The 13015-nt window shown below is 68.2% G+C and carries 13 protein-coding genes; 6 read left to right on the top strand and 7 right to left on the bottom strand.

All coding sequences use genetic code 11. From position 1 onward, the window contains the following. Window positions 1-118: 118 nt before the first annotated feature. On the top strand, window positions 119-985 hold the full coding sequence (locus NDI76_RS08450; protein WP_310923562.1) for a 3-hydroxyacyl-CoA dehydrogenase family protein: 867 nt from the start codon (window positions 119-121) through the stop codon (window positions 983-985). Between the two features lie 3 nt (window positions 986-988). Here NDI76_RS08450 and NDI76_RS08445 read toward each other — a convergent pair whose 3' ends face one another. Beyond that, window positions 989-1141, bottom strand: coding sequence for a hypothetical protein (locus NDI76_RS08445; protein ID WP_310923561.1), 153 nt, complete (start codon window positions 1139-1141; stop codon window positions 989-991). Between the two features lie 79 nt (window positions 1142-1220). Further along, window positions 1221-1424, bottom strand: coding sequence for a hypothetical protein (locus NDI76_RS08440; protein ID WP_310923560.1), 204 nt, complete (start codon window positions 1422-1424; stop codon window positions 1221-1223). 187 nt (window positions 1425-1611) lie between these two features. Between NDI76_RS08440 and NDI76_RS08435 the strand changes: the two genes are divergently transcribed. From NDI76_RS08435 to NDI76_RS08425, 3 genes are read left to right on the top strand one after another with little or no spacing between them, the layout of a single operon-like run. Beyond that, complete coding sequence (locus tag NDI76_RS08435) at window positions 1612-2595, top strand: ABC transporter ATP-binding protein (RefSeq protein WP_310923559.1); 984 nt, start codon at window positions 1612-1614, stop codon at window positions 2593-2595. Further along, window positions 2592-4496 carry a PrsW family intramembrane metalloprotease gene (locus tag NDI76_RS08430; protein ID WP_310923558.1) on the top strand — a complete coding sequence of 635 codons (1905 nt, stop codon included), beginning with the start codon at window positions 2592-2594 and terminating at the stop codon, window positions 4494-4496. Before NDI76_RS08435 ends, NDI76_RS08430 begins: the two co-directional genes overlap by 4 nt. Further along, complete coding sequence (locus NDI76_RS08425; RefSeq protein ID WP_310923557.1) at window positions 4489-5547, top strand: ABC transporter permease; 1059 nt, start codon at window positions 4489-4491, stop codon at window positions 5545-5547. Before NDI76_RS08430 ends, NDI76_RS08425 begins: the two co-directional genes overlap by 8 nt. Before the next feature lie 37 nt (window positions 5548-5584). Here the strand turns inward: NDI76_RS08425 and NDI76_RS08420 are convergent, their stop codons facing one another. Together NDI76_RS08420 and NDI76_RS08415 are read right to left on the bottom strand one after the other, a co-directional pair. Next, the gene (locus NDI76_RS08420; protein ID WP_310923556.1) at window positions 5585-7210 is read right to left on the bottom strand and encodes a Coenzyme F420 hydrogenase/dehydrogenase, beta subunit C-terminal domain; all 1626 of its coding nucleotides are present in this window, start codon (window positions 7208-7210) and stop codon (window positions 5585-5587) included. Next, window positions 7200-8906 carry a nitrite/sulfite reductase gene (locus tag NDI76_RS08415; RefSeq protein ID WP_310923555.1) on the bottom strand — a complete coding sequence of 569 codons (1707 nt, stop codon included), beginning with the start codon at window positions 8904-8906 and terminating at the stop codon, window positions 7200-7202. The genes NDI76_RS08420 and NDI76_RS08415 overlap by 11 nt, the downstream gene beginning before the upstream one ends. Window positions 8907-9249: 343 nt before the next feature. Between NDI76_RS08415 and NDI76_RS08410 the strand changes: the two genes are divergently transcribed. Both NDI76_RS08410 and NDI76_RS08405 read left to right on the top strand, forming a co-directional pair. Continuing rightward, entirely contained in the window at window positions 9250-9618 is a 369-nt protein-coding gene (locus NDI76_RS08410) for a DUF5798 family protein (protein WP_310923554.1), read from the top strand. A gap of 105 nt (window positions 9619-9723) precedes the next feature. Further along, a complete protein-coding gene (locus NDI76_RS08405; RefSeq protein WP_310923553.1) occupies window positions 9724-10704 on the top strand; it encodes a PLP-dependent cysteine synthase family protein in 981 nt (326 codons plus the stop codon). 6 nt (window positions 10705-10710) lie between these two features. On the opposite strand, the gene NDI76_RS08400 is transcribed toward NDI76_RS08405, so the two are convergent. The 3 genes from NDI76_RS08400 to NDI76_RS08390 all read right to left on the bottom strand — a co-directional run bounded on the left by NDI76_RS08400 (window position 10711) and on the right by NDI76_RS08390 (window position 12965). Beyond that, a complete protein-coding gene (locus tag NDI76_RS08400; protein ID WP_310923552.1) occupies window positions 10711-11133 on the bottom strand; it encodes a CoA-binding protein in 423 nt (140 codons plus the stop codon). Between the two features lie 80 nt (window positions 11134-11213). Continuing rightward, window positions 11214-11825, bottom strand: coding sequence for an RAD55 family ATPase (locus NDI76_RS08395; RefSeq protein ID WP_310923551.1), 612 nt, complete (start codon window positions 11823-11825; stop codon window positions 11214-11216). A 201-nt stretch (window positions 11826-12026) separates the two neighbouring features. Continuing rightward, entirely contained in the window at window positions 12027-12965 is a 939-nt protein-coding gene (locus tag NDI76_RS08390) for a geranylgeranylglycerol-phosphate geranylgeranyltransferase (protein ID WP_310923550.1), read from the bottom strand. Window positions 12966-13015: the final 50 nt, after the last annotated feature.

The raw sequence follows: 13015 nt of genomic DNA, 5'->3' as shown, positions 1-13015 counted from the left end.
TCACGTTCTGAAACTTGAGAGTTTCCGTGCATGTTTTCGAGATGACACGTGCTCTCTCGGTCGGTGAACCCCTCCGTCGGGTCGTCACGTTTAGCATCCGTGGCGGTGACCGACAGTCATGGACGTTCGTGAGCTATCGGAGGTAGAAACCGTCGGCGTCGTCGGCGCCGGAACGATGGGCAACGGAATCGCGCAGGTGGCGGCGACGTCGGGGTACGACGTGGTGATGCGCGATATCGAGGATGAATACGTCGAACGCGGCCTCGACAGCATCGAGGACTCCCTGTCGCGGTTCGTGCGGAAGGAGGAACTCTCGCAGTCGGAGGCCGACGACGCCCTCGACCGGGTGCGCGGCACGACGGAGTTACCCGACCTCGCGGCGGCGGACCTCGTGGTCGAGGCGGCCGTCGAAGAGATGGACGTCAAACGGGACATCTTCGCCGACCTGGACGAAATCGTCGACGAGGACGTGGTCTTGGCCACGAACACCAGCACGCTCTCTATCACCGCCATCGCCGCCGCGACGAACCGCCCCGAGAAGGTTGTCGGCGTCCACTTCATGAACCCCGTGCCGGTGATGAAGGGCGTCGAAGTCGTCGTCGGGGAGAAGACGGGCCCCGCCGTCGTCGAACTCGCGCACGGGTTCTCGGAGGCCCTCGGCAAGGAGACGTGGGAGTCCGACGACAAACCGGGCTTCGTCACCAACCGCATCCTGATGCCGTGGCTGAACGAGGGCATCCGCGCCTACGACGAGGGCGTCGCCTCGAAGGAGGACATCGACCGCGGGATGACGCTCGGGACGAACGTCCCCATGGGACCGCTGACGCTCGCGGACCACATCGGCCTCGACGTCTGCCTGCACGCCTCGCGGACGCTTCACGAGGAACTCGGCGACCGATACAAACCGGCGTACCTCCTCAAGCGCAAGGTGGAGGCAGGAGACTTGGGGAAGAAAACGGGCGAGGGGTTCTACGAGTACGACTGACGCCTACCACGTGCAGTTCGGACAGCGCTCCCCGCCCAACTCCTCGGCGTCGGCCTCCCGTTCGTCGGCGGTCGTCAACACGGACGACTCCGCGCAGGCCAGAATGTCCGTTCGGTGCCACCGTCCCTCCTCGTCGCGTACGACAGTAGTTGTCATACGTTCGAACGACGTTCGCGCACCCACCAAAGCGTGTCGCCGCGAGGCGGCCCTCGCGGCGGCGATGTCACGACTCCCGTCACCGAAGCACCGCCGCGACGGCGGCGCCGGCGAGGAGGAACAGGAACCCCAACGCGACGAACCCGAGTGCGAACGCGCGGACGACGGGGAGGACGTCGCCGGCGGCGACGAACGCGAGGCCGGCGGCGAACCAGAACAGGACGGCGACGAACCCGCCGACGAACAGGGCGGTCCGCGGGTCGAGGTAGTCGTCTGCGGGCACGGTCGACGGTTTCGCGCGGAGCCCTATAGTAACGTTCGCAAGTCTTCACTCACTCGACCGCACGACACCGTGCGGTCGGACGAGTAAGCAGTTGCGAACGCTACTCTATTACTGCGCCGACACCCCGAGTATCAACGTTGAGTATCCGCACGAATAACTTATCTGCGAGAATTTCTCTTCTCTATTCATGATACGGGTCGCGGGGCTCAGAAAGACGTACGGGGGGTTCCCCGCCGTCGTGGGGAGCGACTTCGACGTGGGGGAAGGAGAGATATTCGGCGTCGTGGGGCCGAACGGCGCCGGAAAGACGACGACGCTGAAGATGCTCGCCGGACTGGTCGAACCGACCGAGGGGACCATCGAAATCGGCGCGTACGCGGCGGGCGACGCGGAGATGCGCCGCCACCTCGGCTTCCTGCCCGAGGAGTCGCCGCTGTACGAGGACATGACCGCGCGGTCGTACCTGCGTTTCTTCGCGGACCTGTACGACGTCCCCCGCGAGGAGGCGACGCGCCGGACCGAAGACACCCTCGACCGACTCGAACTGGAACACCGAGACAGACGGTTGGGCGACATGTCGAAAGGGATGAAGCGAAAGGTGGCCATCGCCCGGTCGCTGGTCAACGACCCCAACCTGCTCATCTACGACGAACCGGCCTCGGGACTCGACCCGCTGACGACGAACTACGTGCTGGAGTTCACGCGCGAGTTGGTAGAGCGCGGTAAGACCGTCGTGTTCAGCGCGCACAACCTCTACCACGTCGAGAGCGTCTGCGACCGCGTCGTCATCATGAACCGCGGGGAGATAATCGCCCGCGGGACGGTGCCCGAGATACGCGAGGAGCACGGCGAGACGATGTATCGAGTATTCACGACGGTTCCCGTCGACGGAGCGACCGCAACCGACGACGGCCGGTATCTGAGCATCGTCGACGACATGGAGGCCGTTGAAGCGGTCCGCGCCGAGGCGGAGGCCGCGGGCGGCAGCGTGGCGGACATCCGGACCGAAGAGCCGAGTTTAGAGGAGATATTCCTGGACCTCGCCGGCCGTCCCCCCGCGGCGCGCGAGGACGGTCGGGGCCGTGCGGACCCCGCCGCGGTCGCGCGGGCCGACGGCGGGGGTGGCGACGAGGGGAGCGTCGGGGAACGCGGCGACCGGAGGGCGCGGTGAGTCGGTCGCTCGGGGACCGCCTCCGCGCCGTCCGCCGCATTGCCCGGTGGGAAGTATCCCGTTCGGCGGGGACGCTCGACCGGCGGACGGTCGGGGTCGCCCTCGTCGCTCTCGTCCTCGCCGGCGGCGTCGCCAGTGCGGGCGTCGTGACGGGCGGCGTCGCCCTCGACCGGGATATCTACCGTGTCGGCGTCGACGCGGACAGTCCGTACTACGGTCCCGTCGTCGCCTCGCCGGCGTTGGACCCGCGACCGGCCGACGTGAGCCGGATGGACGGGATGGACCTGTTCATCGGTGATGGGTACATCGCCGCGGACGACTCGCAGAAGAGCAAGGCCGCGCTCGCGGAACTGAACGACGCCGTCCGGCGGTACAACACCCGAACGATGGCGGCCGAGGAGAACCGGACGGCGGCGTTTCCCGTCGTCGTCTCCCTGGAGTACGCCTCGCGGACGTCGCCGCTCCCGGCGGGGACGGGGTCGACATCGGGCGAGTCGAGCGACGCCGACGGCGTCGCGTCCGGCGGTTCCGACGGAACGAGCGGCGTCGGCGACGGCGAGTCGGGGGCGGCGACCGACGGCGCGTCCGGCGGGTCGACCGCGTCCGGTTCGACTGACAGCGTGCCTCCGGGGTCCGGTTCCGACGACTCGCTCTCGATTCCCTCGCTCGGCGGCGTGAACCCGTTCGCTTCCGCGTCGACCGGGTCGCCGGCCGACATCCGGCCGCCGTTCCCGTTCGCCTCCCTCGTGCTTGCGTTCGCCTTCCTCGTGCCGATGAACTTCGTCGTGCAGGCCTACGGGGGGACGATGCTGAACGAGCGAATCAACCGCCGCGGCGAACTCCTCCTCGTCGCGCCCGTCTCGCCGGGCGACATCGTCCTCGGGAAGACGCTGCCGTACCTCGCCGTCCTCGTCGGCCTCACGGCGGCCATCGCACTCGCCGTCGGCGGCGGCTTCGTCTCCGTGGCGGCCATCCTCCCCATCGGTCTCGTGTTCCTCGGCGCGACGTTCGTCGGCGCGATGTTCGCGCGGTCGTTCAAGGAACTCACCTTCGTCACCGTCGCGGTGTCGGTGTTTCTCACCTCGTACACGTTCGTCCCGGCCATCTTCACGCAGGTGACGCCCGTGGCGCTCATCTCGCCGCTCACACTCGTCGTGCGCGACTTGGGCGCCCAGTCGGTGAGCCTCGGAGAGTACCTGTTCTCGACGGGACCGTTCTTCCTCTGCGGCGTCGCCCTGTTCGCCCTCGGCGCGGGCGTCTACCGCGAGGAGGACATGTTCACCCAGCGGTCGGTGCCGCTGAAGTTCCTCGACGCCCTCGACGCGCGCGTCTCTCGGCCGCGGGACGTCGCCGTCGTCTCCGCGGTGTCGATTCCGTTCGTCTTCGCCGCGGAACTGCTCGCAATCGCCGTGCTGTTCGTCCTGCCCGTCGCGGTCACGGTGCCGACGATGCTTCTCCTCGTCGCTCTCATCGAGGAAGCGGCCAAGAGCCTCCACGTCTTCGCGGCGTTCGAGAAGTCGCGCTTCGAGCGGACGCTCCCGACGGCGCTCCGACTCGGCGCGCTCTCCGGACTCGGCTTCTTCGTCGGCGAGAAGTTCACCGCAGTCGCGCAACTCATCGGCCTCCAGCGGCTCGAACTCGGACGGACGCTCCTCGCCCCCGCGGGCGTCGACGCCGGCGCTCTCGCTGGCACGGGTGCGGGCGCGGGGGCGGCGTCGGGCGCTGCGGGCCTCCTCCTCGCTCTCGCCCTGCTGGTCGCCCCTCTCGCATTACACGCCGTCACGGCGGGCATCTCCGCCGTCGGCGCTTCGCGCGGGAAGCGGCCCTACGCCGCGGCGTTCCTCGTCGCGGTGGCGGTTCACGCCGCCTACAACTACGCGGTGGTGAGCGTCCTTGGGTGAACCCCGCGTCACTATCGCCCGGCGCGAACTCGCCGTCTTGGGTAGAGAGAAGACCATCGTGCTCGCGCTGGTGTTACAGCTGTTCATCGCGGCGTTCTCGTCGTTCCTCGTCGTCGGCCTCGTCTCGCTGTACGACCCCGGGGAGATGGGCGGGTACGAAGTCGACGTGGCGATAGCGGGCGACGCGACGGACGAACTCGTCCGCGCCGCCGACGAGGTGACGGGCGTGGACCCGCACGTCTACCCGGACGCCGCGGCCGCGACGGACGCCTTCGAGCGTCCCGCGGAGACCGGAATCGACGCGGTGCTGATCGGAGAGCGTCGGGACGGCAGGGTGTACGTGTCGGCGACGGTGCCGGACGGAAACGTCCAGACAACCGTCGTCGTCGTGCAGTTGCGCGACGTGCTCAGGACCCTCGAAACGGCCGAGCGAACCGAGCGCGCGGCGTGGCTCTCGTCGCTCCCGGTGGACCTGCCGCCGGAGACGCCGTCCAGCCCGTACTACGGCTTCACCTACACCGTGCTGGTGCCCCTGCTGCTGTTCCTCCCGGTGTTCATCAGCGGGTCGCTCACGGTGGACTCGCTCGCCGAGGAGCGAGAGCGCGGAACACTGGAACTGCTCCGGGTCGCCCCCGTCTCCCTGCGCGAAATCGTGGACGGCAAACTGCTGGCCGCGGCGGCGCTGGCGCCCGCGCAGGCGGCGCTGTGGGTCGTCCTGCTCGGAGTCAACGGGACGCGCGTGGCGAACCCGCTCGCGCTCCTCGCGCTCGTGGCGGCGCTGTCGGTGCTGGTCTGCTCGCTGGGGGCCGTGGTCGCCCTGCTCTCGCCGGAGCGACGCTCGGCGCAGTTCCTCTACTCGATAGGGGTGTTGTTCGTCTTCGGCGGCACGGCGCTGTTCCCGAACAACCCGGTGAACACGGCCGCGCGCCTCGCCATCGGCAGTGCGGACGCCTCGTCGTGGGTCGTCGTCGTCGCCTACGCCGTCGTCGGCCTCGGCGTCTACGTCGCACTCCGACGCCTCGTCGGCGACGTGGACGCCAACGCGCTCTGACCGGTCGCCGGTCGCGCTGCGCCCCCGGCGCGCCGCCTCAGTGGTCCGACTCGTGGGCGCGCAGGGTCGTCCCGTAGTTCTCGGCGTGGTCCTCGTACTCGATGAACCGCGGCGCGTCCGGGTCGAACGGACGCTGCAGCGCCTCGAACGCTCGCTTTTTGTCCCACGACTGCAGGCCGCCGACGGCCGATTTGTCTTCTAAGTCGTGGTAGTCGAGGTCCGGTTCCGTCAGTTCCCACGCCTCCATCCCCCGCTCCGTCCGGACGATGACGCTGGAGTACTCGTCGCTCGACCCGACGGAACCGACGGTCAGGTCCGCGCAGTAGCCCGTGAAGTCCGCGCACTCGTCGCAGCCCTTCAGCGCCGCGCCGTGGAACGCCTCGACGTCCTCCTCCAGAATCATCCGGCCGTCGTGGTCGTACGCCATCAGCTTCCCGTCGAGCACGTCCAACTTGCCGATGTCCTCGGGCGGTAGGTCCCGCTTTTCCGCCAACTGCTCGCCGATGAGCCGGTGGTAGTTGAAGTTCTTCGTGCACATCAGCGCGATGGTGTAGTCTATCGCGCGGACGCCGTCCTCCTGACTCGCGTAGTCCCACCCAAAGTCCTGTAGCGCGCGGATGCCCTCTATCTCGCAGGGCGTCCCGACGAGGGCCAAAGAGAGGTCCTCGGGCGACTTGTCGGGGAGTTTCTCCTCCCACCGCTCGACGTCGAGGTTTCCGAGCGCCATCGTCTGGTTGTAGAAGCTCCCGGCGCTCTCGATTAGCTCCGCGGGCGTCGTCGCGAGGAACGATTCCGCCTTCCAGGGCTCCTCATCGGACTCGGTGGCGACCAAGGCGCCGTCTATCTCGCCGGCTTCGAGCAGGTGTATCAACACCGAGGTGACGACGCCGCCGTCCTGTGCGTTCCCGCGCCACTCCTCCTTGACGCGCGCGGAGAACTCCGTGATGGGGTCGCCGGCCCCCTTCACGTTGTCCTCGCCGCCCGTTATCTTCCACTGGCGCTCGTACCGCAGGCCGCCGCGCGGGCAGAAGTCCCAGCAGAGCGAACACCCGGTGCACATCTTCACCAACTCCGGTAGGCCGTCGTCGCCGATGCCGATGGAGTCCGAGGGGCAGGAGGCGACGCAGGTGCCGCACTGGATGCACCGTCCCTCGTCGATGACCGCCGCGTCGAGTTCCATGAACCACGTCTTCCCGTCCGGTTCCTCGACGTCGCTCATCTCCCGCCGGATGGAGTAGCCGGGCGTGTCCAACTCGACGCCGTCGGGCACCTGTACCCGCCTGTCGGGGGCGTCGTCGTACACGTCCTGACTCTTTTCCGCCGCGGGTTCGGTGAAGGTCAGGTCCGTGAGGTTCCCGTCGGCGTCGACGTTCGAGGGACGGGTACCGCCGTCGGAAACGGCCTCGTCCCCGGCGTCGTCTCCGGACCCGCAGGTGCATCCGCCGCACCCGCAGTCGCCCGTTTCGGGGTCCCCATCGGTTCTTCCTTCCTCCCGGCCGTCCGCGTCCCGCCTGTGATACGTGATGAGCCTCACATCGCCGTCGCGGGAGCGCGACGCCCGCCCGCCGTCCCCGCCGCTCACCGGCGGAACGCCCGTCTCCTCGACGTCGCCGCCCGTATCGGGCACGTGTGGGAGTCGCCGCTCGCTTCCGTTAGTCCCCATGCGCGACACCTCCCGAGACGTTCGCGTCCGCCTCCCGCATCACGGTCCGCAGGCGGTCGTTCTCCACCCTCCGGGTCCACTCGTAGAATCGTTCGCCGTCGTCGCGTTCGTCAGCGAACGCCGCGAACAACCGTTCGAGCGCGGGAATCACGGCGCGGGCGGGGACGGCGCCCTCCACCCAGTCGAGAAACTCGTTGTCCGCCCCCAAGGAGCCGCCGAGGCCGACGTCCATCCCCTCGACGACCGCGTCGCCCTCGTCGTTCGTCGTCTCCTCGGGGTCGTCCACCTGCACCGTCTCGCCGCGGAAGCCGATGTCGGCTATCTGCGGTTGGGCACACGACGCCGAACATCCCGACATGTGCATCCGGACGACGTCGAGGTCCGCGGGCGTCTCTATCCGCCGGTCGAGCGCCTTCGCCCAGCGGTACACCCGATTTTTGGTCTCGATGATGCCGTAGTTGCAGAACTCCGACCCGGTGCACCCGACGGCGCCGCGGGCGAACGGTCCGGGGTCGTGTTCGTACTTCCGGGCGAACGGCTCGTTCAGGAGGTCCGAGAGGTTCTCCTTCGGGACGTGCGTGACGAGGAAGTTCTGGTCGGTGGCGAGGCGGACGGTGCTCTCGTCGGTGCCGTACTCCCGCGCGGCGCGGGCGGCCGCGACGAACTCGTCGCCGCCCATCCGACCCGCTATCACGTTGAACCCGACGTAGTGGAGGCCATCGGTCTTCTGTTCGCGCACGCCGACGTGGTCGCCCGCGTAGCCGCGCGTGAGGTCGGTCCCGCGCGACGGCAGGTCGGCGTCGCACCGGTCGCGGACGGCCGTCTCGAACGCTCCCGGTCCCATCTGCTCGACGAGATAGCGCATCCGACAGACGCCGCGGTTGTTCCGGTCGCCGAGTTCCTTGAACGTCTGCGCGACGGCGCGGCAGAACTCGACGGCGTCCTCGGGGCGGACGAAGACGTCGAGGTTCGAGGCCATCCGCGGGCCGTCCGAGAGACCGCCGCCGACGCGGACGTGGAATCCGTAGACGTCTCCCCCGTCCGCCTCCCTGCGCGCCGGAACGAGGCCGACGTCGTTTATCTGCGACTGCGCGCAGTCCTCCCGGCAGCCCGTGATAGTCATTTTAAATTTCCGCGGGAGGTTCGCGTACTCTCGGTTGCCGGTGAAGTACTCCGAGACGGCGTCGACGACGGGTTGGGCGTCGAAGCACTCGTGGTCGGTCAGTCCGGCGGCGGGACAGCCGAGGACGTTGCGCGCGCCGTCGCCGCAGCCCTGAATCGTCGTCAGGCCGATCTCGTCGTACCGGTCCCATATCTCCGGCACGTCCTCGACCCGTATCCAGTGCATCTGCACGTCCTGTCTGGTCGTGATATCGAGGTAGGCGTCGCCCCATATCTCGTTTTGCTCCTCGCCGCCGTGTTCGTCGGGCGCGACGGCGAACTCGTCGGCAACCTCGCCGATGACCTCGGCCTGGTCGGGCGTGAGGCGGCCGCCGGGCACCTTCGTCCGGAGCATGAAGTAGCCCTCCTGCCGGCCGTGGGCGTACATCCCGGCCCACTTGAGGCGTTCCCGCTCGCCGTCGCCGGCGCGTCGCTCTATCTCCTCGAACGTGAGTCCCTCCGCGGCGTACTCGCGGACGTCGTCGACGACGTCGAGGGGGTGTTTCTCCTGTTTCCATCGTTCTACCGTGTTCATAATGTCCTCCCGAGCGAGAGTATATCACGGTCGTCGGTGACACACAAGGAACCGGCCGTCGCCGCCAGTCCTGCCTCTGCTCCGAACTAGCGGGGGCATAGCGGGTTCACCTACGACGCGACTCGGTCGAGAACGCCCTCAGAGAACGCCCGACGCCGACCGAGATACCAAAAAGTGTGTGTCATTCTCTGTCCAAGATAGGAGAGAATATTACCGGGAATTCGTCTATTTGCGAGACGCGTCCTGCGGTGACGCGGAGGTTGAAGGCCGTCACGCGTCGACTCCCGCCCCGGGAGTCGCCGAAAGCGGAACGCACACAAGCCCGGAGTGCGCACCCCCGTGCATGGGAATCGGAGGGACGGCGAAGAAGCTCCAGAAAGTGGCCGAGATGGCCGAAGACGTGTACGCTCGACTGAACGAACTGCGCGACCAACTCGCGGAGATGCGCAAGACGACGCAGGCGACGAAGGCGCGCGTGGACCGACTCGAAGTCGAGAACGCCGAGCAGCGCGCCCTGCTGGAGGCTCTCGCGGAGCATGAGGGCATCGACGTCGAGAGCGTCACCGCCAACGCCCATATCGCCGAGGCGGAGACGGCCGGGTCGGACGCCGCCAGCGACGACCTGACCGACGAGGCGGCGACGGACGCCGGGACGGATTCGGAGATACCCGTCGACGAGGACGACGCCGCGGGCGCGAACAACTCGAACTGACCGCCGAACCACTTTTCCCGGTCGGACGACCGACGCCCGCCAGCGGACGCGCCGTCCGACAGCCGGATGGGAACTTTGAGGTACTGGGGCAACATTTGCCAGCGCATGACAACGCACCGGGAACCGCTCGCCTCGGTCCTCGACACCGTCGGCGAGACCCCCCTCGTCCGCGTTCAGGCTTCCCCCGACGAGGTGCCCGTCTACGCCAAACTCGAGTCGTTCAACCCCGGCGCGAGCGTCAAGGACCGCATCGGGAAGTACATGCTCGAACGCATGCTCGAAGACGGGACGCTCCCCGAGGGCGGCACCATCGTCGAACCGACGGCCGGCAACACCGGCATCGGTTTCGCCGTCGCGGCCGGGCAACTCGGTATCGAGGCGGTGTTCGTCGTTCCCGAACGCTTCAGCGTCGAGAAACAGCAACTCATGCGCGCCCTCGGCGCGACGGTCATCAACACGCCCAGCGAGGATGGCATGGGCGGCGCCATCGACCGGGCGCACGCCGTCGCCGCGGAGACGGACGACGCCGTCGTCCCCCAGCAGTTCTCGAACCCCCTGAACGTCGAGGCGCACTACGCGACCACCGGTCCCGAGATGTACGACGCCCTCGACGGCGAGGTGGGCGCCGTCGTCGCCGGGTGCGGCACAGCGGGGACGCTCATGGGCATCGCGAAGTACGCCCTCGAACGGGACTCCGACACCCGAGTCGTCGCCGTCGAACCGGAGGGGTCGCTGTACGCGACGCTCGAAGGGGAAGACGTCGAAGAGGACGCCTACAAGACGGAGGGCATCGGCACGCACGACCCGGCGACCAACGAACTGTTCGACCCCGAACTCGTCGACGAAGTCGTACAGATAGCCGACCGCGACGCGCATACGGAGGTTCAGCGACTCGCCCGCGAGGAGGGTCACCTCGTCGCCTCCTCCGCCGCCGCGGCGAGTCTCGCCGCGCGCGACGTGGCCGAGCGAATCCGCGACGGGGAGGTGGACGCGCCCTACGACTCGGTCGCTACGGTGTTTCCCGACTCCGGGGAGCGGTACCTCTCGAAGGGTATCTACGGCGACTTCGAGTCTTGGGAGGGGTGACCGGTCTCAGCGGACGAGGCGGCCGTGCTCGACTTTCATGCACTTGTCCTGCACGAACGCGAGGCCCGCCTCCCGCGCCCGTTCGCCCGCCTCGTCGTCCGTGATGCCGAGTTGGAGCCACACCGACCGCACGTCGCCGACGGCCTCGCGTCGCTCGACGGCGGCGTCGACGATGTCGCCCGCCTCCTCGCTCGGACGGAACACGTCCACGAGGTCGATTTCGACGTCCTCCGGCACGTCCGCCAGCGAGTCGTACGCCGTCTCGCCGAGAATCTCGTCGGCGAACGGGTTGACCGGAATCACGCGGTAGCCGTGTCGCTGGAGGTACGCCGGTATCTCGTGGGCGGCCTTCCCCTCGGTCGTCGAACAACCGACGACGGCGACGGTGTCGGCGTCGAGCATCTCTCTGAGGTCGTCGTCGCTCACCATGCGCGGAGGAACGCGGCCCGCGGACAAAAAGCACCGCGTCGACGAGGGCCGGAGGCCGGCGCCGCGCGGTCGGGCGTCGGTCAGTCGGACGCGAGCCGAATCTGCGGTTCGCCGTCTTCCGACGTCGTGACGATGCCGTCGAACAACTGCTTGAGCGTGTTCATCGTCTTGTCGTCGTGCGCGCTGGCGTCGATGGCGAACAGGCCGAGACCCTCGACGCTCTGGATGCGCCCGGTGAAGACGTGCAGGAAGCGGAACACCGTCTGGAGGTCCGCGTACATCAGGAGCGTCGACAGCGAGTGGAGCATGATGCGGTTCTGCTCGATGTTGCGGTCCTGGTGGAACGCCTGCAGGAACTCGGAGAGTTTGATCCCGATGCCGGTCATGTCGACCGGCGAGGAGGTGTACTTGATGCGGTCGTCGTCGCGGATGTCGTTGACGCCTTGCTGGCGCGTCACGCAGTCGACGACGGCGACGGGTTTCCCCTCGTAGGGGGTGCGCTTCTCGAAGTCCGAGAGAACGCGCTTGGCTCCGTCCTTCGTGGTGACGATGATGGCGCCGTCGCCGTCGTTGGCGCCGTGCGCGAGGATATCGAGCGCGAGCGAGCGCTTCCCTGTGAGCGGCGGTCCGCTGATGAGGAGGTTTGTCCCCGGGGGTACCTCGGCATCGAGCGCCGGCGAGAGGTCATACATGCGGGTGCCTCTGCGTCGGCCGACCGACTGGTGGACGCTCGCTTCCGGGGGGTGTGACCTCACCGATAGCCATTAGACGATGTAACATATCGCGAGCCGATATTATTCTTTTTGATTCGATGACCGTCCGCTTCGGATGAGATGTCTCCGGTCTGTCGAATACGGCGACGAACCGTTCGTTCCGCACACCTCGTGATACCGTCATATCGGCCCCGCCGGCATAAATACCCGGCCCGCGATGAACGCCGCCGTGGCGAGTAACATCCCGCGCTTGAGACGACGCTGTGCGACCGCGGGGTCCGAGAACGACCGGACGCACGCGGCCAACATGAGGAGGTCCGCGGGGACGACTAAGGCGAGGTAGGCGACGCCGAATCCGCTCTCCAAGTACGGGAGGGCGCTCGCAGTCGTCGCGACGACCATCGCCGCGAGACCGACGCCGAGGGCGACGCGTTCGCCGGCGACGATGGGCAGCGTCCGCAGTCCCTCCTCCCTGTCGCCCGCGATGTCCTCCACGTCTTTGACGACTTCGCGGGTGAACGTCGCCAGCGCGGCGAGGCCGAACAGCACGAGGACGCTCCGGTCGAACGGGTCCCCCACCGCCGCGGCGCCGAACAGGAACGTCGACCCGGTGAGATAGCCGACGACGACGTTGCCCACTCCGGGTAACCCCTTGAAGTACTCCGTGTACGCGACCAGCGCCAGCAGATTCACCACCGCGATGCCGAGCGCTTCGAGGGGGAGCAGCGCCGCGCAGACGACGGCGCCGAGGAACAGGGCGACGCTGAACGCGAGCGCCCCTCGGTCGCTCACCGCCCCGCGCGGGATGGGCCGGTCCGGTCGGTTGATGGCGTCTATCTCCCGGTCGAAGTAGTCGTTCACCGCGTTCCCGGCGCCCGTGGCGAACACCGTCGCCAGCATCGCCGCGGCGACGTTAAGCGGCGAGGCGAACACGCCCGCCGCCACGAACGACCCGGTGAACGTCAGGACGCCCGCCGAGACGGTGTTTCCGGGGCGCGTGAGTTCGAGTAGACCCCGGGCCGTCCCGGTCGATTCCGGGGGCGCCCCGTCCGACGGGGCGTCTCCGGACGCCGCCGCGTCGCCCCTGTCGGCGGACTCGGACTCCCCGGCGGGTGGCATACGCGGAACGTCCCCGTCCCGCGATGATAAATGGCGCGGAGTCGGCGGGT

This window comes from Halogeometricum sp. S1BR25-6 (assembly GCF_031624495.1).
GTDB lineage: Archaea > Halobacteriota > Halobacteria > Halobacteriales > Haloferacaceae > Halogeometricum > Halogeometricum salsisoli.
The sequence above is the reverse complement of the archived record's forward strand: the minus strand, read 5'-3'. Positions and strand labels throughout refer to the sequence as shown.

Excerpts from the sequence above, each read along its gene's own strand:
- NDI76_RS08450 (WP_310923562.1), top strand. The coding sequence starts at position 119 with ATGGACGTTCGTGAGCTATCGGAGGTAGAAACCGTCGGCGTCGTCGGC.
- NDI76_RS08445 (WP_310923561.1), bottom strand. The coding sequence starts at position 1,141 with ATGACAACTACTGTCGTACGCGACGAGGAGGGACGGTGGCACCGAACG.
- NDI76_RS08435 (WP_310923559.1), top strand. The coding sequence starts at position 1,612 with ATGATACGGGTCGCGGGGCTCAGAAAGACGTACGGGGGGTTCCCCGCC.
- NDI76_RS08420 (WP_310923556.1), bottom strand. The coding sequence starts at position 7,210 with ATGGGGACTAACGGAAGCGAGCGGCGACTCCCACACGTGCCCGATACG.
- NDI76_RS08415 (WP_310923555.1), bottom strand. The coding sequence starts at position 8,906 with ATGAACACGGTAGAACGATGGAAACAGGAGAAACACCCCCTCGACGTC.
- NDI76_RS08410 (WP_310923554.1), top strand. The coding sequence starts at position 9,250 with ATGGGAATCGGAGGGACGGCGAAGAAGCTCCAGAAAGTGGCCGAGATG.
- NDI76_RS08405 (WP_310923553.1), top strand. The coding sequence starts at position 9,724 with ATGACAACGCACCGGGAACCGCTCGCCTCGGTCCTCGACACCGTCGGC.
- NDI76_RS08400 (WP_310923552.1), bottom strand. The coding sequence starts at position 11,133 with ATGGTGAGCGACGACGACCTCAGAGAGATGCTCGACGCCGACACCGTC.
- NDI76_RS08395 (WP_310923551.1), bottom strand. The coding sequence starts at position 11,825 with ATGTATGACCTCTCGCCGGCGCTCGATGCCGAGGTACCCCCGGGGACA.
- NDI76_RS08390 (WP_310923550.1), bottom strand. The coding sequence starts at position 12,965 with ATGCCACCCGCCGGGGAGTCCGAGTCCGCCGACAGGGGCGACGCGGCG.